The following is a 20,520-nucleotide window of genomic DNA, read 5'->3' as shown; positions in this document are numbered from 1 at the left end:
CAGCTACGGATAAAAGCCCTTCTAATGCAGCGGCCACGATATTACTACAGACTATCACCGCAACTGAGGGGTTTTCACTCTCCTGGCGATTCAGAATCAAGTCTCCGGCACGCGCAGCCAATAAAGTGGGATCTTGCTCAATAACTTCAGCTAGAAGATCCGTTTCCAAGAAAAGCTTTTCATGACAAAGGCGCTCTGCTGTTAAATACGGCTCAATACAACCATTTGATTGCATACGCGCTACATACTCGACCCGTATATCTTCTAATAATGTCGTCAGCAGTCCACTCATAACTGTCATTTTTCCCGTAGAACAGTGCAAAAAATAATTTAATTGCTAAGGTTAATAAAACAATGGTCGATTGTTACTTAGGAAGCAACAAAAAAAGCAAGGAAGGGGCAAAAAATGAACACTGTATATCTTATTGAAGACGAACAAGATCTAAATGATGAAGAGGGGAGTGTTTATATACTTTCAGATAATTAAAAACTCGGCCAGTTCAAAAGCAACTACTCATCAATTTACTTCCCAGTAAGTTGAGAACGGGTCTGCGCCTGAAAACGATCTATTTAAGGATCGCTAGTGTAGTATTATGCCTCTAGTGAAATGTAATACCCTAGTGTAGGGTAATGCCTATAGGTGAGACCCCTTTCTTAATCTCATCAAAGCAATCACGTAGGTCAATTAACTTTGTTAAGCCATAATCTTCGGGCGATTTAGGCAATTCAAACCAATCTAAAGCCCAAACACGTGTCATCAGTTCATACTCTCCGATGAGCGCATCTAAATAGATCATTACCGCTTCGACACGAGGATCCATATCTAGAACCTGCGGTGCATCCTCAAGATAAATTTCCAGGTGCATACGCTGCTTTACTACGCTTACACGACACCAAAAATCCGTAATATTGCAAAACTCTTCACCAATATTGACGGATAAAGGAATTGGATCGTAACGATTATTAAACGCCTTAAATTCAATACCTGATAACTCGGGTGCGGCCCCAATCAAGCTCAAAACAGAATGTATTGATTCAGGAAAGCCATCACAACCAAATACCATCTCCAACGCCCCGCTCTCATCTTCATCACTTTGAAAATGAAAGGTTAAATTGCTATCAATTTTATGCAGTTGTTCACGATATTGTTTGAGCAGTGGTTCCGCTTCAAATCGATCATCACTTCGACTAGAGAGTAATTGTTCAATTGTTTCTTGAAGCTGATCCCAAAAAGAACTAATTTTTTCGCGTTTTAAAATCATTTATATCAATACAGTCATGTCTAAGGATATTTCTAAGTTCGAGGAACAACTACACCTGTCTGACCTTGATACTTTCCATCACGATCTTTGTAAGAGGTCTCGCAAACTTCATCCCCCTGAAGAAATAACATTTGCGCAACACCTTCATTTGCATAAATTTTTGCTGGTAAAGGCGTCGTATTGGAAAATTCTAAGGTCACATGACCTTCCCATTCAGGCTCAAGCGGCGTGACATTGACAATAATTCCACACCGCGCATAAGTACTTTTACCCAAACAGATAGTCAGTACATCACGAGGGATTTTGAAATACTCTACCGTACGCGCTAACGCAAAGGAGTTAGGGGGGATGATACAAACATCAGACTGGACATCAACAAAACTTCCCTCATCAAAATCTTTAGGGTCGACAACAGAAGAGTTGATATTGGTAAAGATCTTAAATTCATTCGCACAGCGAACATCATATCCATAGCTAGAGGTGCCATAAGAAACAATACGTGATCCGTTCACTTCCCTAACCTGTCCAGGTTCGAAAGGTGAAATCATGTCTTGCTCTTCCGCCATACGGCGAATCCAACGATCAGCTTTAATGCCCATTTTGGCTTTTCCAGTAATAGATAATTTTCAAGCCGAGCATTGTACCTTTATTCATGTTGATGAACAAAGTGCACAACTCAAGAAAAAACGTCAAAGCGATACGTTTTCCAAACAAAGAGCTTTATCAGGAGAAGTAAAAAGCGGCCTAAACAGCCGCTGCGTCATAAACTAGATAAGGTTTAAATCAATAGACTACTAGTTAAGTAGGTTAGCCGTTTTCTCATACTGCTCAGCAAGCCAGAATTCAGCTGCACTTTTACCCTCATCTCTTAGCGCATCTGCCTGTCGACGTAGCTCTTCAGCCATATCTTTTCGGCTTGGGGTCAAAGGCTTAGCTTTTATCATTTTTATATTGGCTGTCGCACGATAATCCATATCACCATTCCTCTTTATTATTATTTATTAAAATCATTATGAACTAAGCAGCCTAGACTAATATTCCGGATTAAAAAGCTTAAACCACAATCCATTGACGCTGATCAATATTCAACCAGCTTGATTTTAATTAAGTGCTCAAAAATAAAGATTCTCAAATAAACACGTTCTGACTAACGATGAAGCACCAAAAAATCCATTTGCCACTCTTGAAAGCTTCGTTTATATGCAATTCCCATTCAAAGCGACACAGCTAAACCAACCAAATAACCTCAATAAACTTATGATTGATTCCAACGCACAAAACATGGTCAATTTCTATTTTTCATTGACTTTTGTCACCCAAAAGTCACAAAACACCCTTAAAGTACCCTTAACCTTAGTACTTTTGACCTCTATTCCTGCGCTCATAAACTAGGGCAGTATCTAATATCAAACACATTACTTAAACAAACGTTTGATAGTTTGATAAGGCAGTAACTAAACTAGAGTAAAGGAGTCCTAGATGTTCGTTCAAAACATGTCAGTAAAAAGTAAACTCACTACGCTGATAATATTGTTACTGGCTGTAGGCCTAGGTATGAAGGCCTACGATTTATGGGAGTTCCGATCGGACCTTTTAAAAGAGAGAAAACTTCAATCCAATAACGCCGTCGCAATGGCTCATAGCGTTGTTGAACATTATCATTCTCTGCAACTTTCTGGTGAACTAAACCAAAGCGAGGCACAGAAAAGAGCTTTAGCAGCTATTCACTCTATGCGCTATGCCGGAGACAATTACGTTTGGATCAATGATCTCCACCCAAGAATGATCATGCATCCGATCAAGCCTGAACTTAATGGTAAGGATATGTCCAGCTTTCGTGATAGTGAGGGCAATGCACTCTTTGTAAACATTGCGAATACGGCAAAAGTCAGTCAAGAAGGCTTTGAAAACTATTATTGGCCAAAACCAGGCGCCTCTACTCCTTCGGAAAAACTGTCATTTTTTAAACTATCTGAAAACTGGGGCTGGGTTGTAGGTACTGGCATCTACATCGATGATATCAATGAAAAATTCTATGCGCGTTTATTGGAAACCGTAATTTTCTTAGCTATCGTGATCCCTTTAGTCATTTGGTTTGCAACGGCTATCGCTCGTTCAATTATTAGCCCATTAAGACATATGAGCGAAGTGATGAAAGTCGTTGCTGAAGGGAAGCTTTCTCAGCGTTTGAACATTGAGAATAGAGATGAACTAGGTGACGTCAGTCAGGTCATCAACCAAACATTGGAAACGCAGCAACAACTTATCCAAAAGCTCAGCCACTCTAGCCACCATATTTTAACCTCCGCAGAACAGATGGCGAGTACGACAGAACAAACGTCTGTTGGTGTTCAACAGCAACATACTGAAACGCAGATGCTCGCGGCAGCTATGCAAGAGATGTCAGCAACCGCTTTAGACGTCGCCCAAAACGCTCAAAAAACGGCAGAAATTACAGTTCAAGCAGAAGATGCTGCACGAACCGGCGATGAAATTGTACAAACAACAATTACGGCCATTCATAGCCTTGCTGATCAAGTTCAAGCTCAAGCAGAAGTAATCACTCAACTTGAACAGGACACTCTACAAGTGGAAACCATTCTGTCTGTCATTCGGGATATTTCAGATCAGACAAACTTACTAGCTCTCAATGCAGCCATTGAAGCAGCACGAGCTGGAGAACAAGGACGTGGGTTTGCCGTGGTTGCTGATGAAGTTCGTGTACTAGCCAAGCGCACCCAAGAATCTACAGATGAGATTCAATCGCTCAATGACAGACTGAAAAGCGCCTGTCAGGGTGCTGTAAATATGATGCAATCCAGCCATACAGAAGCACAAAACTGTGTAGAACAAGCTGCCACTGCAGGCAACCACCTTTCCAATATTGTATTAAATGTACAACAGATCATGGAGATGAATACTGTCGTAGCGTCTGTAGTTCAACAACAGAGCCAAGTTGCTGATGAAATGAGCGGAAACCTGAATAACATTTCTACTATTGCCGAACAAACTCAAGGCGGCGCATCACAAACAGCTCATAACAGTGAACAACTCGCTTCACTTGCTCGGGAGCTACAGCACCAAGTAAAACATTTCCAAGCATAGAGAAATAAAGACTGCAGGGGCTTATACGTATAAGCCTCTTTCTTTACTCTTCAGCTACACAAAAACTCATCTATCCACTGGATCTTTATCCCCTGCCCATAATCCCAGTTTTATCCACATTCTCCTTAGATAAAAAACCGCATAATCTCTTATGCGGCTTATTCGTTGCCTGCTGAATAATTAGCAGATTTTAGCTAATCGTTATCACTAATCATCTTCTATAACGATTGATGGCATCACGCCATCCGATGCAGCGTTTCGTTCAGCCAGTTTAATGGCTAATTTACGAGAAACCGCTCTATAAATAGATGCATACTCCCCATCAGGCTCTGCAGCAACACTTGGGGTACCCGAATCAACTTGCTGTCTAATAGATAAAGCCAAAGGTAACTCGCCTAGAAGTTCAGTATCATATAATCCAGCAATTTCCTTACCGCCACCATCACCAAAAATAGCTTCAGTATGGCCACAATTACTGCAAATATGCGTGCTCATATTCTCCACAACACCGAGTACAGGAATATCCACTTTGCGGAACATCTCAATCCCTTTCTTCGCATCGAGCAACGCAATATCCTGAGGAGTGGTCACAATAACAGCACCTGCAACAGGTACTTTCTGGGATAAGGTCAACTGTATATCACCCGTTCCAGGTGGCATATCAATGAAAAGATAATCTAAATCATGCCAACGGGTTTGCGTTAACAACTGCTGCAATGCTCCCGCAGCCATCGGTCCACGCCAAACCATCGCAGTATTATCTTCGACCAGGTAGCTCATCGACATTGTTTGTAAACCATGTGCCTGAATAGGGCTAAAATGCTTTTCATCATAAGGCTGAGGACGAACACCTTCATCAACACCCAGCATCATTCCCTGACTAGGGCCATAAATATCAGCATCAAGAATACCAACCTTAGCCCCTTCAGCCGCCATCGCTAAAGCCAAATTCACGGTCGTTGTTGATTTACCCACGCCCCCTTTGCCGGAAGCAACCGCGATAACATTTTTAACACCCGACATAGCTGCTAGCTGGTTTTGCCCTTGATTACTGGATATATGATGCGTCAAAACAACATCACATTGCTCTACAGCCTCTAAAGACAGAACTTTATCTTTAATTAATTGCGTAAACTCTTCGGCTACACCCGCACTTGGATACACTAACTCAAGCGTAACTTTCACACTGCCTGAATTAACTGAAACCTCTTTTAGGTTATGAGCAGAAACAAAATCACACTCCATAAAAGGATCTTGAATTTGAGATAATAGATCCGCAACGCTTGCTTCGGTAATTGGCACGTTTCTCACCACCTTATAATCTATAGAGAATAAAAATTAAGCACACATGGGAATAACCAAGCATTTTAGTAGGGATTATGCAATTTCTGTCTAATCCCGTCTATAAAAAACAGCATCAACTAGAACAACCACTTAACCTTCATGCCTTAACATGACACTAAAAAGTACAGTTACCAAAAGTATACGCTTTCTACCCAACGATAAAACTGCTCATGGACAACTATAGACGCATGAGCAACTATTCCTTTAGCTCCTCATGTGCTTTTTCTATGTAGCTTTTCTTAGATCAGAATAATTCTGCCATTTTACGCGATTCACTAAAGTTAGTTTTACCGCTTCCTAAAATAGGGAGTGTCTCAATTTCATGGATTGCGGAAGGGATCATTAGGGCTGGCATCCCCCCTTTAATTAATAGCTCTCGCATACCCTCAGCACTATTTCCTTCAACCAGCAAAATAACTTTCTCGCCTTTTTTAGGGTCTGGTAGGTTAACAGCAACTAGAGGCAGATCCGGAAGCTGAAGTATTTTACGCACCTCACCTTCAATCGCGGTCAAACTCACCATCTCTCCTCCCAACTTAGCAAAACGGCTATAGCGATCCACAATAGTCAAAAAACCATCTTCATCTAAGTGGCCTTTATCTCCACTCTTATACCAACGAATGCCATCAATCTCGACTACCACTTGTGCCGTTTTTTCTGGGTTGTTAAGGTAGCCTTGCATAATCTGAGTACCACCGATAAGAATTAACCCATCTTCGCCTATTGGCAATTCTTCCAGTGTATCAGGATCAACTATTCTAAAAGTCGAGCCCGGTAAAGCCATACCCACCGTACCTGGTTTATTACCTACCTGAACAGTCCACCAATCAGTATCTAAAGAATCAGGCAAGTTAGTACTCGCCACCGGCGTAGTTTCAGTAGAACCATAACCTTCAACTACAGCTACATGATATTTTTGCTCGAAAGCTTCTCTAACACTGTTATCCAATTTTTCAGCGCCGGCAACAACCGCCCTTAATGACTCAAACATTAGTGGGTGTACACGTTTATTACGTGTATATAGCCTTAAAAAAGTGGATGTTGCGCACATCAAAGTAGCTTTATATCTAGCAACGCCTTTACCAATTTTAGGCGCATCCGTTGGGTCCGGATGACATACCACTGGCATACCTTCAATTAAAGGCATAAAGCAAGTAACCGTCAGACCAAATGCATGAAACAGCGGCAATGTAGCCATAATGCAATCATCATCTCTGACATTAAGTACATCCGCAGTCTGGCGTAAATTAGCCATAATATTTCGGTGACTTAACATCACCCCTTTAGGCTCTCCCTCACTGCCCGACGAAAATAAAATCGCGGCGGTATTATCTACATCTCCTTTTTTACATAACCATAGCTGCAACACTGAAGTCGGAAGCAATGCAACAAGCATCATTGTATAAATCGCCTCAACTTTGCTTATGCCTTCTTTTACATCTTCCATATAAAGAACTTCGCGGCCAGCAAACAGCTCGGTTGTATCGATGCCCTTTGCTTTTAGCTTTTTAACGAAACGGCGCGCTGTCACTATTGTCTTTACATCGGATTGCTTTAAAGCTGATAACAATGATGGAATAGGCGCGGTAAAATTCATATTTACAACGGTTTTCCCCGCCATTAAAGAGGCCATATTCGCAATCGCACCCGCACTCGAAGTAGGCATTAGTAAGCCTATATTATCCCCTTCTGTACAAGCTATCCGTTTGGTGAACAATGCCGTAGCCGTTAAAAACTTTTTATGGCTTAGTGGACCACCATCCACATCCGCAATAGCATAACCACTATCAGCATTTTTCATTGTTCTTATAAATGCCTTAGGCAGTGTTTCCAATGACTGCGTATATTCATCCCACGCTTTGATTGATAACTCAAAGACCTTTTGCTTCACTTCTGCCGCATTACTGTTGATCGGTAATGGACGTCCATAAGCAACGATGACATCTCTTTTAGAACCGGTGCGTCTAATACTCTTCATTTTATCCGTAGATCTCGAAAAACGACTTCCCCATAGTCCACGCATATAGAAGGGAACAATCACACCCTCAGCACCTTCACAGGCTTTTTCAAAGCCTCGTCTAAATTCACCTAGCTGCCCCATATGACTGATCGCCCCTTCAGGAAACAGGCAAACAACCTGACCCGCGCTGATCAAATCACGTACTTGTTCAAGCGCCTGACGGCTTTTCCCTTTAGAAATAGGGATTACTTTAAAAATGTCTAAGAACCAGCGCAGGTACCAACGCTCATAGATACTCCGTTCCATGACAAAATGAATAGGTCTAGGGCACGCCATCTGAATCATTGCCCAATCCAACCAACTGATATGATTACCTAAAAGAAGCGTACCTTTGCCATCCTCAGGCAAATTTTCAAACCCTAAAACTTGAAGATTATATTTACGGCGGAACAACACCATCACAAGCAATTTGATAAAAGCTTGAGGGAGAGTAATGATGGAAAACACAGCCCCCATGCAAGCTAGGACAGCCAATAAAACCAGCAACCACAGACCATCTACACTATTCCATGCAAACAGTACCGTTAGTCCTAAAAAGCCAAGCATAAATATGTTTTGAATAAAATTACTGCCCGCCAGCACCTTTCCAGTTTCAGACTCATCCGCATGAAACTGCACTAGGGCGTTCAAGGGGACACAAAGCAGTGCACCAAATAATCCTATCAGCATGAAGACAAAAGCTTGTACCCACATGCTTTCCAACTGCGGAAGCATGATAAGGCCTGCGGCCACACCCACCGCCCCCACTGGGATCAAACCGACATTAATATAATGCCTAGACAAACGACCTGCCAACATCGAGCCAATCATAATGCCGATGCCTGCAAAAGCCATAACACCCTGAATTATAAAAGTATTATGCTGATTGAGATGTTCCTCAGCGAACGCTGGAAAGACCGCCAACATTACTTGGCTAATCGACCAAAAAATAGATAGCCCAACAATGGCAAGCCATACAGGCCGCTTACTTTTAAGTAACCCGAGATTATTTTTCAGCGAACGACCGCTTAAATAAGCGTTCTTATCAAAGCATGCATTCTTATCCACTTCCTTTAACTGCGGCAGTTGATACGCCAAATACAGTTCAATTAGTGCACCAGTAACAAGTAACCAACCCAATGGAGCGCATCGCTGTAGACTCTCCTGCGGAGACATCGCAGCAGCACCCTCTAACCGGAATTCAAATAGAAAAGAGAAAACAACAATTCCAGCTAAAATGGCCACCATTGTGACAGCCTGTACCCAAGCGTTCCCCTCACTTAAGTTATTTGCTCCAACAAGCTCTTTGATATAGCCATATTTTGCAGGGGAGTAGAAAGCACTTTGCAGCGCCAAGATAAACGTCAAAGCAAAAGCGGGAACAAAGAGCCCCAAATAATAGCAAGCGGTTATTAACAGCGTGATAAACACGCCACCCCAAGCAGCGTACTTCATTACCCTATTTTTGGGATACTTATCAGCGAGGAAACCTGAAGGGGTAAAAAGCAGAATAAACGGCAACAGAATTAAACCATTCACAATAGCAGTCAGAAGAATCTGTGTGTCACCGTCATAGGCTTTAAAAAGAGTATTTTGAATAACTATTTTATGCCCAAGATCGACAAACGCATTAATAAACGCCACACCGATAAAGGCAATAAATCCCTTTAACTTCAATAGATCTTTCATAAACTACTCCTAAGAACACAAGGCCATGCTAAAGTGATTGCCGCATCTGAATCAAGCGATAGCTTAGCCCCATTAATTAAAGCTTTCGGAAATAAAGAGTCATTTCTTCGACGCCACTGAATAGTCACTATAAAAAAAGCCGGTTAAAAACCGGCTTTTTTTATGAAAAGTATTATTTAGTACAACTTAACGCCCCACCAAATACTCCACCATGAAGAAAGGCATTATTTTCGAGTCAAATAAACACCACATTCTAGATGCTCTGTATATGGAAATTGGTCGAAAATTGCGAAGCGCTTAAGCTCATGTGTTTGCGTAAGAACTTCGAGATTGTCTTTTAACGTATCAGGGTTGCAGGAAATATATAAAATATTATCGTAAGACTGCACCTGTTTGACCGTATCATCATCAAGTCCTGAACGAGGAGGATCCACTAATACCGTTGTAAAATCGCATTCATTTAACCCCAAGTCTTTGGTTCGACGCTTTTCCACTGCACCACTTAAGACTTGAGAAAACTCTTCTGAACTGATTCTAACAACATCGACATTATCGACACCATTAGCTTCAATATTAAACTTCGCGGCTCTAACAGAAGTCTTAGAAATTTCAGTAGCAACCACACGCCTGAAATTTTGCGCCATGGGCAGCGTAAAATTCCCATTACCACAATACAACTCAACCATATCTCCACCAGCATCTTGAGTAGCATCAAGCGCCCAATGAATCATATGGCGACAAACTTCGCCATTCGGCTGACTGAAACTATTCTCAACCTGTTTGTAGATATACTCGCGACCATTAATATCGAGCTTTTCAATTACAAAATCTTGGTCTAATAAAATTTTGGTTTTCCGCGAGCGACCAATAAGCTGAATGTTAAACTTCTCTTTTAGCTTTTTAGCCTCTTCAACCCAATCGTCTTCAATTGGACGGTGGTAAAGCAAAGTAACTAATAATTCACCGCTTAACGTACTTAAGAAGTCAATTTGAAAAAGCTTACGTCTTAATATCTCATTAGGACGTATCTCTTCCAACAACTTAAACATCACATCATGAATACGTTCTGAGACCACAGGAAAGTTATCAATACGAATACGTACCTGATTATTCCCTTTCTCGAACATAATATAGTAGAGATCATCATCGTCGTGCCATACTCGAAACTCACAACGCATGCGGTAGTGGCTGCGCGGTGATTCAAATATTTCAATTTCAGGTAAATTAAAGCAAGAAAACTGCTCACTGATGCCTAATTTTTTAGCCGCTAGTTGAGCTTCGTACTGTTCAGGTGCAACAACTGAGATTGACATTAATGCCTCTAGAATGGATATAAAACAGGAGCGTTGAAGTAATAGGAACGCTTAGAAAGCTCGTATTTTAACAGGATGATGACTCAGGCAAAACTACTCTTCGTTCCACCGCAACCTGGATGGGAAGTTTTATAACGTCGGGCCAACTCTTGCCATCTATTAACCTTATCCTGCAAACCTAAGCGTTCTAAATAATGATAACTCAGCTGACTTGATATCTGGCAACCCAAAACATTGGTCACATTAGGCAGAATAGCGTCGGCAACATGAACAGCAGTTAAGGCTGTAAAATCATCTGATTTGCTCGACGCAGGAAAATGATGAAAAAGAACTGTTTCAATGACTGCAGGTGAGATATTCCACAAAGATAATAAATACGCGCCTGCTTCCGTATGGCTAACACCCATCCGCATCTTCTCAACCGCATATAAGGGTTGATTCAAATCACTCGCTTCCTGCATCACTTTTTGATATCCCATAGGATCATGAGTGGCAAAAATAAGCATGCCAAAATCTTGCAATAATGCAGCGAGAAAAGCTTGATCCGTGACTTCTGGTGAGGCTTTAACAGTACGACATATCTCTCGTGCAAGCCCGGCAACAAGTACTGACCGATCACGGATATGCTCGAACGCAAAGCTACTCCAGCAACTATCTTGAGGGTAGTTTTCAAATACCTTACTAGTTAAAACTAAATCTCTCACCTCACGAACCCCAAGAAGTGAAACCGCCTCTTGCAAGTTATTGATATTTCGTTCCAACACGAAACAAGCAGAATTAACCAACTGCAACAGTTTTGCGGCCATTGCCATATCTTTCTCTATGATAGTCGCGATCATTCTGGCATTGCATCTAGGTGATGATAAGGCCTGATTAAGCTCAACATAGATATCAGGTATTGAAGGCAATATTTTAACACTACCCACTAAGTCACGCACCTTCTCTTGCCCCAAAATCCTTAAGGCACGTGTACTTTCTTGTATTCCTCTAGAGATCAGATCAGGAGAACTATCAAAGGGATATAAACGATGGCAGCACTCAGAAAAGATAGCACGAGTGGCAAGGCTGATAGACGGATGAATGCCAATTCTCATAGCACTGGGCTGAACATCGATAAGAGCCTTAACCTGCTCTAATTCAGCATCAGATGGTAATTGACCTAGTTGAAAAAGAATAACCGTAAAAGATTTCTTGTGAACTATGCTTAATAGCTCACTCCAATCCGTCACTTCTGTGACTGACCAATCAAAAACTCCTTTTAATTCACTTAAATAAGTGTCAGCTCCTGCTTTGTTTGGACCTAAGAACAGAGCCTCATCGGACTCTGTGTGCGTCGTTAACATAGCTGCAACTTTTCAAAAATTTACACATTAGTGAAACAACAAAAAGGCGTTTTTTATCTTATTTTTTGATCTTAATAGTTACTGCAATAAAAAATGCCTGTATATCTCACTATAGCAGCGAAAAAGAAAAACAGTTTATTTTTTTAAACAAAGCCAACTTGTGCTTGATAATCAGCAGTAATGAGCTGCCAGCGATCAAGCTCTTTCTCCATTCCGATCTGCTGGATATAAGTCATACTTAATTGACTCGACATATCGCAACCCACAACGCTCGTAGCAGGAGGCAATAATGCATCGGCAACATGAACAGCGGTCAGCGGTGAAAAACCATCGGATGGACTTGCTTTTGGAAAATGATGGAAGAGTACAGCCTCAACCACTTTAGGGGGCAACTTCCATAGAGCTAGAAGATACGCGCCGGCCTCAGCATGCGTTACTCCTAATACTAACTTTTCAATAGCGTAAACAGGCTGCTCCATTAAACTCGCCTTACTAATCACACTGTGATATTCCGAAGAATCATGGCTCGCAAGCACTAAAATACCAAAATCATGTAATAAGCCTGCTAAAAATGCCTGCGCTTGCACATGTCTATCTGCTTTAGCGGCCCTAGCTATATGCTGAGCAGCGCGTGCTACAGCCATCGAGCGCTGGTGAATTTGTTTAAATGAAAAACTTTTCCAATCTTCCGTCTGTGGATAAGAATCAAATAGATGAGATGTGAGCACTAAATCACGGATCATCCTGACCCCTAGTATGGTCACTGCCTCATGCACCCTATTGATATCCCGACTTAAGCCAAAATATGCAGAGTTCACAAGCTGCATGATCTTAGCGGTCATTACCGGGTCTTGCTCCAAAACTTTAGCTATTTCTCGCGTATTAGAGCTATCTGAATTGAGTGATCTATTTAATTTCTCATGTATTTCAGGCAATACAGGAAGGGCTTTTAGGGAGGTTATATAGTCACGAACAGCGGGTTTATTAATCAGGTCCGTAACATGGATACTATTAGATATATAATCAATTAATTCACTTGCGTCACAGTCAAAAGATAATGAATGATGAGCAAGTTCAGACGCCCTTGCTGTCTGTAAAGGTGTTAAGTGACCAGATAAAACGACTCTTACTATTCCGGGATGTTTCTCGACAACTTTTGCCAGTATGTCGAGCCCCTTGACAGGATTATCCCCTAACGGCAGCACCAAAACATCTGCATTAGTACGATCTAAAACAGCAATCAGCTCATCATAACGATCAACTGAAACAATTTTCCAGTCTGATTGCCCCGCCACAGCATGCCCTAAACGATTACTTTGAGGACACGTCTGACAAAATACAGCCTGATGCTGCATCACTGGAGATACCACTCGTGCATCCATATTTTACCTTCCACTTTCTCATCAATCCTTGATATTGTCTGCATTCTACCATTATAGGTTTAGTTTGCTATTCAACTTCTGTCCAGAAAACAAACAACTGTATGAAAAAATTTCAAATCCATATTTCTTTGATTGTAAAGGAGGCGCATTTAACAAAAAATGCACTAACTGTTAACGATCAAGATCACTTAGACTAATTACCCGCATCGTGAACTTCTCTGAAATTTTCTTAACCACATTCCCATTCGCGGCACTACATATCCTTTTTTCAGCATAAGCCTAAATTTAACGACACAAAGCCGACTCTTAATGGTTCATATAGCGCATTAAACAGCGTAGAATCTGCACTCCATATTTTAATGATTTCAGGTTCTCAGGCAGATCATGACTGACAGCAAACGTAAGATTCTTGTTACCAGCGCCCTTCCTTATGCTAATGGCCCCATTCATCTAGGCCATTTGGTTGAATATATTCAGACTGATATCTGGGTTCGCTTTCAAAAGCTTCGCGGTAATCAATGCACTTACGTGTGCGCAGATGATGCCCATGGTACGCCGATCATGCTTAAAGCAGATCAGTTAGGGATTACTCCACAGGAGCTTATTGATCAAGTCAGCGCTGAGCACCAACGTGATTTCTCAGGCTTTATGGTTGGGTTTGATAACTACTACTCAACACATTCTGAAGAAAATAAGCATTTTGCGTCTAAGATTTACACTGCACTACGTGATGGCGGTCATATTGCGAAAAAAACCATCACCCAAGCCTATGACCCTGAAAAAGAGATGTTCCTTCCCGACCGTTTCGTCAAAGGCGATTGCCCTAAATGTGGTGAAAAAGATCAGTATGGTGATTCCTGCGAGAAATGCGGAGCAACCTACAGCCCAGTTGAGTTAAAGAACGCTTATTCAGCTGTTTCTGGTGCAAAACCGATTGAAAAAGAATCTGAACATTTTTTCTTTAAGCTAGGTAATTTTGAATCCTTCCTTCGCACATGGGTAGATAACCATGTACAAGAACACATGATTCATAAGCTAAATGAATGGTTTGAGTCAGGTTTACAAAATTGGGATATCTCCCGAGATGCCCCTTATTGGGGTTTTGAAATCCCTGATGCGCCTGGCAAATACTTTTACGTTTGGCTAGATGCCCCTATTGGCTACATGGCTAGCTTCAAAAACTGGTGTGATAAGAACAGTGTTGATTTTGATGAATACTGGTCAGAATCTTCAGAAACCGAGCTTTATCACTTCATTGGCAAAGATATCGCCTATTTCCATACCCTTTTCTGGCCTGCAATGCTAGAAGGAGCAGGTTACCGCAAACCCAATGGCGTTTTCTGCCATGGGTTCCTAACGGTTGATGGACAAAAAATGTCTAAGTCGCGCGGCACATTTATCATGGCCGAAACGTACTTAAATCACCTTAGACCTGAGTACCTTCGCTACTATTTTGCTGCAAAACTAAGTTCTGGCATCGATGATATCGATCTAAACCTTGAAGATTTCCGTATGCGTGTAAATGCGGATCTTGTTAATAAGGTTGTGAATATTGCCTCGCGCTGTGCCGGCTTTATCAAGAAGAAGTTTGACGGTGAACTTTCCGCTGAACTCGCCGTACCTGCCCTGTATGAAGAAGCAATTGCCGCTGGTGATACTATTGCCGAAGCTTACGAAAACCGTGAATTCGGTAAAGCGATGCGTGAAATAATGGCGATTGCTGATAAAGCTAATCAATATATTGATGCAGCAGAACCTTGGGTACTTGCTAAGCAGGAAGGTAAAGAGCAGGAAGTACAAGATTGCTGTTCAATGGGTATCAACCTATTCCGCGTAATTGTCTCATACCTTGCCCCGGTATTACCGCAGGTCACTGACGATGTGCAAGCATTCCTAAATTTAGACAATATGAATTGGGACAACATCAAACAGCCACTATTGAGCCAAAAGATTAATAAATTTAAGCCATTAATGCAGCGTGTAGATGAAGATAAAATCACCGCTATTATTGATGACACAAAAATTGCGTTAGAAGCGGTCGCAGCTCAAGCAGAATCGCAGACAAAACCTGCGTCCCCACTATCTGACGAACCCATTGAAGACACTATCGAATTCCCTGATTTTGCAAAAGTAGATCTGCGTGTAGTACGCATTGCAAAAGCAGAGCATGTTAAAGGCGCTAATAAGCTTCTACAGCTTACTTTAGACCTCGATGGAGAAACGCGTAATGTATTTGCGGGTATCAAGTCAGCTTATTCGCCAGAAGAGCTGGAAGGCAAATTAACCGTCATGGTTGCCAACCTTGCACCGCGTAAAATGAAGTTTGGTGTTTCAGAGGGCATGGTACTTGCCGCTGGACCGGGAGGAGAAGATATCTGGATTCTAAGTCCTGATGATGGCGCTCAGCCAGGTATGCGGATCCAATAGTTATATCCATGTGGCCACATGTTTCATGAATACATGTGGCCACATTTTAACCAAAACAGTCCATCAATCTAGTCTATAAAATTAGCTTTGAAAGCAAGCCGCACTGAAGATCCTCAGCACCTTAGATCTAATATCTCTTAAATACATCCTCTAAGCCAAACAACATTATTGAAGTTCAGACACATGATTTTTAATCAAGCGCGAGTACTAACTCCACTTCATCTGAACTAAAAAGCTGCTCTAAAGATTGGGGCCTTCCTAAATGATAGCCTTGTGCATAATCTACTTTAATATCTCGTAAAACATTAAGCGTTTCCTGATCTTCAACAAATTCAGCTACCGTCTTCTTACCTACTGCCGTCGCAACCTCCCTAATCGCTTTCACTAACGCCAAATCAACAGGGCTATGAGTGAGCTCTTTAATAAATGACCCGTCAATTTTCACCGTCTGTGCCGGTAAACTTTTCAAATAAGAGAATGTGCTAAACCCTGTACCAAAATCATCAATAGCAAACGAACATCCCATATCCGAAATCCTCTGCACCATTTCACGCGTAGCTGCAAGGTCAGTCAAACTAGCACTTTCCGTTAGTTCAAAGATAACCCTTGCAGGATTAACACTATAGAAAGACAATTTCTCTTCGATAAAAGGCACCACATCCTCATTTCTAAAAGCTTGCGCAGACAAGTTAATCGCCGCTTTACAAAGTTGCGGATATTCACACAGATGTTTGATCACCATATTGATTACATGATGATCCAGCAATGACATGTCTTCAAACCGTTCAAGAGCGGGAATAAAATCCCCCGGATAAACAATCTGACCATCGATGTTCAAACGCACGAGAGCCTCATAATACTCAATCTGATTACCCTCAACGTCATAGATAGGCTGATAGTGTAAAACGAGATTATCCTGCTCGATGGCATGCTTCACTGTATGCAACCACTCCATACTGCGTTTGACATCATCCCCCTCTTTATCCGTTTCGGAATACAGGTGTACGCAGTTTCGGCCATGGCGCTTAGCGATATAAAGCGCTACATCAGCACGCTGCAAGTGTATTTGGGAACTAATCTTCTCTAGACCTATGACGCTTAAACCAATGCTACAAGTGATTTTGATAACTGTATCAAACACCTTAAAGGGGTGATTAGCGATTAACTTGCAGAGAGTATTAGCAATTAATTCCCCAATTTGGAGCTCTGTATTCATCAACAGAACTGCGAACTCATCCCCTGCGATTCGACACAATCGATCTGACTTTTGCAACTTAGATTGAAGTAACTCAGCTACAGTTTTTAGGATGGCATCCCCCTGAGGATGACCTTTTGTGTCATTGATCACTTTAAAATGGTCTAAATCTATATATAGAAGGCAATGCTGAGTTGCCCCTTGATTCGCTATAGCTACGACTCGGGCCAATTCATTCTCAAAATAAGTCCGGTTAAAAGCCCCCGTCAAGGAATCATAAACAGCAAGTTGCTTCAGCTGCTGTTCGGTTTGTTTACGTTGCGAGATATCATCTAGTGAAACACTGATTACACTAGATGATTCATCCCTGAAAATTCGACTAAAACGCGCCTCTATCCAGCACCCCTGATTAAACTTTTCAGCGAGCTTAAATTCCACACTATAACTGGACGTTCTATTTGAAAGCAGAATACTGATAGCATTCTTAACAATAACTTGAGAGTCAGACGCCACCTCACAAGCAAAATCAGATAAAAAGCGACCATATATTTCATTTGGAGCTAAGCCAGTTAAAGCCAAAAATGATCGGTTGTTAAATACAATCCTTCCCTCATCATCTAATGCGATAACAGAAGTTAATAAACTATTTAGCACCGCTAAACTTTCGTTACCTGATGTAGGTTCTGAACGCTGATAGCTCTCTCTATCTTTCCCCATCAGCAAACGTTCTTGATGCTTTAAATTTGTATAAGAGTCATTAAACGCGCTGTGACAACCATTTATCAACTGCTCTGCAGAAAAAGGCTTTTTCAAGCAGTAACTCACACCATCTAACATCAGATCAGTAATCAGTTCTTCAGTAGCACTATCAACCAAAGCAAGAATAGGCTGGAAAGGGTCGGTAGATACGACTGATTTAACGAATTCAAATAAGCAGGCAACAGATTCGTCTAATGCAAGGTCTAAAACAATGAGCTCATGTCGCTGAGATTCCCACCCTTTTAAACCAGACTCTAGACTATATGCAGTATCAACATCTGGATAGACAAACAATCCATTAATGACTTCTGTGGAACTTTCAATTTTCGCGATCACTAAAACAGAGGCATTAGCGTTTCTTTGAAGAGATAATGAGGAATTAAAACTTTCGAGCAAAGGTCCTAATTGTTGATACTCTTGAAGCGGAATCCAATGATCAACACCGAAGCTGCGGACGATACTATCCTCAATATGTTCACATCTGGGGCTCGGAACCATTATAAAAGGTGTCGCATTGCGACACTTTAATCCGCCTGCGCGAACTAGACGGGCTAAACGCAAGCCATCAAACTCAGTAAGAAATAAATCACTGATAATACATACGACGTCCACTTCTTTTAGAATCGTTATAGCAGAGCGACCATCGCTAGCTTCGAAAACCTCAAAATTGGCAGTAGAGGAGATAAAACTAGACAGCTCTTCCCTTATTTTTTCATCACTATTAACAAGTAATAATTTCGGTGAACTCACCATACTTAGACATCCCAATCATAAATCCACCCACAGATACGCATCCATCCAACAGTAGTTGTGGTAATAACTACATAAACAAAACTACAATTTTTTATACTGCATTAAATAACAATACCTTTCTGTTACGACCCCTTCAAGTTAATTAACAAATAAAAACCTTCAAAGCCTTTGAAAACATTAACTTTTCATTTATTTACTAAACCCTAAATGCCTAACCATAATGGCCATTCGCTAGTGCAAATAGAGGAGATCTTCTGAAATTACGGGCTGGGAAATTTATAAAAGAAGGCCCTTAGATATTTAAGGCTTATATTTGGGGAAAATTAGGTCTATGCTGTTGGCAGGAGTTTCACTGTAAAACTATTAAATTACAGCATAAGGTATTTCCAAGAAACAATTCAGGAGTGTATATGCCATACAACGATGACATCATGCAGGAATTGAACGTCTTAAATCTCTTTAATCTCAACACCACTCAGGAAGGCATAAAAGTCCACTCTTCCGCCAAACCTGAACTCATTGAAGCAACTCAGAGATTATTCAATAAAGGACTCATTTCACAGAATGACGGCGGTTATCTAACCCCCCTAGGTCATGAAGCAGCCGAGAGCACGCAAACACTGCTGACAATTTTAATTACTGAAAGTCGACTCTAATTTTTATCATGTAAAAAGGGCCCTTAGGCCAGTGCTGTCCCATAATTTTTAATCATAAAACGATCCTCATCTGAGGATCGTTTTTTTGCCTATTCGGAGGCGGTGGGTTCAGCCGCTCCTGCAGGGCTTTCCTCTCGAATAAACTCACCTGAAGTACCCGCATGATTCTTTGAACAGTCTAGCCTTCCTTGACGCAGTCGCGAGCATAAGCCAATAACAGATAACTGATCATTGCGATCCAGATCTGTGTCAGCATGGCATTTCGAGAACTGCCTAAAAACGCTTTGATTTTCAGATTCTGCTTAACCGCTTTAAAAAACAATTCAACATGCCATCGATCTTTGTAAATGGCAGCAATGGTTCTGGCCGACAGCGTGAAGTTATTTGTGATAAAACGGTACTTACGTTGGGTGTCTGGACAGGTATAACCAACTAAACGCAATGTTGGCGCCCCCTGCTTTTGGGCATGAGTACTCGTGAATTCAATACTCTGATCATAGTCTACGCCCACACTCTCCTGACTTTGAATGACTTGATACACAGCATTAGGTCTTAACCGGGTCACAAAGCTAACCCCCTGTTCTGTAAGGGAACCGAACCAAGCGTAATCAATATAGCCTTTATCGAAAGCGACAATGCTGCCTCGGGGAAAACGAAACTGACGTCCCTTAACCATGTCATTTTCTACACCATCTCCTATTGCAACAAACTCGGGAATCAGAGAGCTGTTATTTAGCCCCACATGCAGTTTCATAGCTGCTTTGGTCTGATGACACTTCGCCCAGGGAAATAACTTAAGCGATAGATCAATTACACTGGCATCCAGAGAGTACAGCGGATTTTTAAAGCGGAATTTGTGCGCGTTATCACGTAAGGAGCAACGTTGTAGTAATTTATAAAACAGTGCTTCGTAGAGTTCAGCCGGTTGCTGTTCATTCAAACGAGCGAGTGTTGTTCGGGCAATCGGCTTGGCGCCTAAGTGATAAAGTTTATGTTGCTGACTTCGCAAGCTGGACTCAATATCACGTAGGCTCTGACGGCCTGAAAGCTGTGACATCGACATCCCAATAAACTGATCCCAACGGGAGGCAGAACGAAGTTTTTGCCCACGATGATGGAGTTTTGCCTGAGCCTCAAACTCATGTCTCGAAAGAGGCTGAAGCAACTGATGAAAAGCAGTATTATGATGTGACAAAGCCTGAGTCCTTTGGTTTTACTGGTGTGTGGTAACAACAGTTTACCAGTGGATCTCAGGCTTTTTCATTTACTGCCTCAAACTATGGGACAGCAGTG

12 protein-coding genes and 2 pseudogenes are annotated in these 20,520 nt (G+C 41.6%); 3 read left to right on the top strand and 11 right to left on the bottom strand.

Annotated elements, in window-relative coordinates:
• The 4 genes and pseudogenes from B4K11_RS18500 to B4K11_RS18485 all read right to left on the bottom strand — a co-directional run.
• Window positions 1-292, bottom strand: a pseudogene (locus B4K11_RS18500) (hypothetical protein); the annotation flags it as partial.
• Between the two features lie 325 nt (window positions 293-617).
• Complete coding sequence (locus tag B4K11_RS18495) at window positions 618-1,262, bottom strand: hypothetical protein (protein ID WP_292950053.1); 645 nt, start codon at window positions 1,260-1,262, stop codon at window positions 618-620.
• A gap of 32 nt (window positions 1,263-1,294) precedes the next feature.
• Window positions 1,295-1,861, bottom strand: coding sequence for a dCTP deaminase (gene dcd, locus B4K11_RS18490; RefSeq protein ID WP_292950055.1), 567 nt, complete (start codon window positions 1,859-1,861; stop codon window positions 1,295-1,297).
• Between the two features lie 195 nt (window positions 1,862-2,056).
• A complete protein-coding gene (locus tag B4K11_RS18485) occupies window positions 2,057-2,236 on the bottom strand; it encodes a hypothetical protein (protein ID WP_292950057.1) in 180 nt (59 codons plus the stop codon).
• A 505-nt stretch (window positions 2,237-2,741) separates the two neighbouring features.
• On the opposite strand from B4K11_RS18485, the gene B4K11_RS18480 reads away from it, so the two are divergent.
• On the top strand, window positions 2,742-4,367 hold the full coding sequence (locus B4K11_RS18480) for a methyl-accepting chemotaxis protein (protein ID WP_292950059.1): 1,626 nt from the start codon (window positions 2,742-2,744) through the stop codon (window positions 4,365-4,367).
• Window positions 4,368-4,574: 207 nt separating this feature from the next.
• Here B4K11_RS18480 and apbC read toward each other — a convergent pair whose 3' ends face one another.
• The 5 genes from apbC to B4K11_RS18455 all read right to left on the bottom strand — a co-directional run bounded on the left by apbC (window position 4,575) and on the right by B4K11_RS18455 (window position 13,437).
• On the bottom strand, window positions 4,575-5,669 hold the full coding sequence (gene apbC / locus B4K11_RS18475) for an iron-sulfur cluster carrier protein ApbC (RefSeq protein WP_292950061.1): 1,095 nt from the start codon (window positions 5,667-5,669) through the stop codon (window positions 4,575-4,577).
• A 286-nt stretch (window positions 5,670-5,955) separates the two neighbouring features.
• A complete protein-coding gene (locus tag B4K11_RS18470; protein ID WP_292950063.1) occupies window positions 5,956-9,399 on the bottom strand; it encodes an acyl-[ACP]--phospholipid O-acyltransferase in 3,444 nt (1,147 codons plus the stop codon).
• Window positions 9,400-9,623: 224 nt separating this feature from the next.
• Window positions 9,624-10,712, bottom strand: a complete 1,089-nt coding sequence (gene trmA, locus B4K11_RS18465) for a tRNA (uridine(54)-C5)-methyltransferase TrmA (protein WP_292950065.1) — start codon at window positions 10,710-10,712, stop codon at window positions 9,624-9,626.
• Window positions 10,713-10,795: 83 nt separating this feature from the next.
• Window positions 10,796-12,055, bottom strand: coding sequence for an HDOD domain-containing protein (locus tag B4K11_RS18460; RefSeq protein ID WP_292950067.1), 1,260 nt, complete (start codon window positions 12,053-12,055; stop codon window positions 10,796-10,798).
• Between the two features lie 143 nt (window positions 12,056-12,198).
• On the bottom strand, window positions 12,199-13,437 hold the full coding sequence (locus B4K11_RS18455) for an HDOD domain-containing protein (RefSeq protein WP_292950068.1): 1,239 nt from the start codon (window positions 13,435-13,437) through the stop codon (window positions 12,199-12,201).
• Between the two features lie 384 nt (window positions 13,438-13,821).
• Between B4K11_RS18455 and metG the strand changes: the two genes are divergently transcribed.
• On the top strand, window positions 13,822-15,864 hold the full coding sequence (metG, locus tag B4K11_RS18450; RefSeq protein ID WP_292950070.1) for a methionine--tRNA ligase: 2,043 nt from the start codon (window positions 13,822-13,824) through the stop codon (window positions 15,862-15,864).
• A gap of 190 nt (window positions 15,865-16,054) precedes the next feature.
• Here metG and B4K11_RS18445 read toward each other — a convergent pair whose 3' ends face one another.
• Window positions 16,055-18,571 carry an EAL domain-containing protein gene (locus B4K11_RS18445; RefSeq protein ID WP_292950072.1) on the bottom strand — a complete coding sequence of 839 codons (2,517 nt, stop codon included), beginning with the start codon at window positions 18,569-18,571 and terminating at the stop codon, window positions 16,055-16,057.
• Between the two features lie 410 nt (window positions 18,572-18,981).
• Between B4K11_RS18445 and B4K11_RS18440 the strand changes: the two genes are divergently transcribed.
• On the top strand, window positions 18,982-19,227 hold the full coding sequence (locus B4K11_RS18440) for a TIGR02647 family protein (RefSeq protein WP_292950074.1): 246 nt from the start codon (window positions 18,982-18,984) through the stop codon (window positions 19,225-19,227).
• Window positions 19,228-19,279: 52 nt separating this feature from the next.
• On the opposite strand, the pseudogene B4K11_RS18435 reads toward B4K11_RS18440, so the two are convergent.
• Window positions 19,280-20,422 (bottom strand): annotated as a pseudogene (locus B4K11_RS18435) (IS4 family transposase).
• Window positions 20,423-20,520: the final 98 nt, after the last annotated feature.

Origin of the sequence: Neptuniibacter sp. UBA6509 (assembly GCA_002435145.1) — a bacterium.
Classification (GTDB): Bacteria; Pseudomonadota; Gammaproteobacteria; order Pseudomonadales; family Balneatricaceae; genus Neptuniibacter.
This window is presented reverse-complemented; position numbering and strand designations above follow the sequence as displayed.

Bases quoted from the DNA above. Each gene is read 5' to 3' on its own strand.
- B4K11_RS18495 (WP_292950053.1), bottom strand. From the start codon at position 1,262: ATGATTTTAAAACGCGAAAAAATTAGTTCTTTTTGGGATCAGCTTCAA.
- dcd (WP_292950055.1), bottom strand. From the start codon at position 1,861: ATGGGCATTAAAGCTGATCGTTGGATTCGCCGTATGGCGGAAGAGCAA.
- B4K11_RS18485 (WP_292950057.1), bottom strand. From the start codon at position 2,236: ATGGATTATCGTGCGACAGCCAATATAAAAATGATAAAAGCTAAGCCT.
- B4K11_RS18480 (WP_292950059.1), top strand. From the start codon at position 2,742: ATGTTCGTTCAAAACATGTCAGTAAAAAGTAAACTCACTACGCTGATA.
- B4K11_RS18470 (WP_292950063.1), bottom strand. From the start codon at position 9,399: ATGAAAGATCTATTGAAGTTAAAGGGATTTATTGCCTTTATCGGTGTG.
- trmA (WP_292950065.1), bottom strand. From the start codon at position 10,712: ATGTCAATCTCAGTTGTTGCACCTGAACAGTACGAAGCTCAACTAGCG.
- B4K11_RS18460 (WP_292950067.1), bottom strand. From the start codon at position 12,055: ATGTTAACGACGCACACAGAGTCCGATGAGGCTCTGTTCTTAGGTCCA.
- B4K11_RS18455 (WP_292950068.1), bottom strand. From the start codon at position 13,437: ATGGATGCACGAGTGGTATCTCCAGTGATGCAGCATCAGGCTGTATTT.
- metG (WP_292950070.1), top strand. From the start codon at position 13,822: ATGACTGACAGCAAACGTAAGATTCTTGTTACCAGCGCCCTTCCTTAT.
- B4K11_RS18445 (WP_292950072.1), bottom strand. From the start codon at position 18,571: ATGGTGAGTTCACCGAAATTATTACTTGTTAATAGTGATGAAAAAATA.
- B4K11_RS18440 (WP_292950074.1), top strand. From the start codon at position 18,982: ATGCCATACAACGATGACATCATGCAGGAATTGAACGTCTTAAATCTC.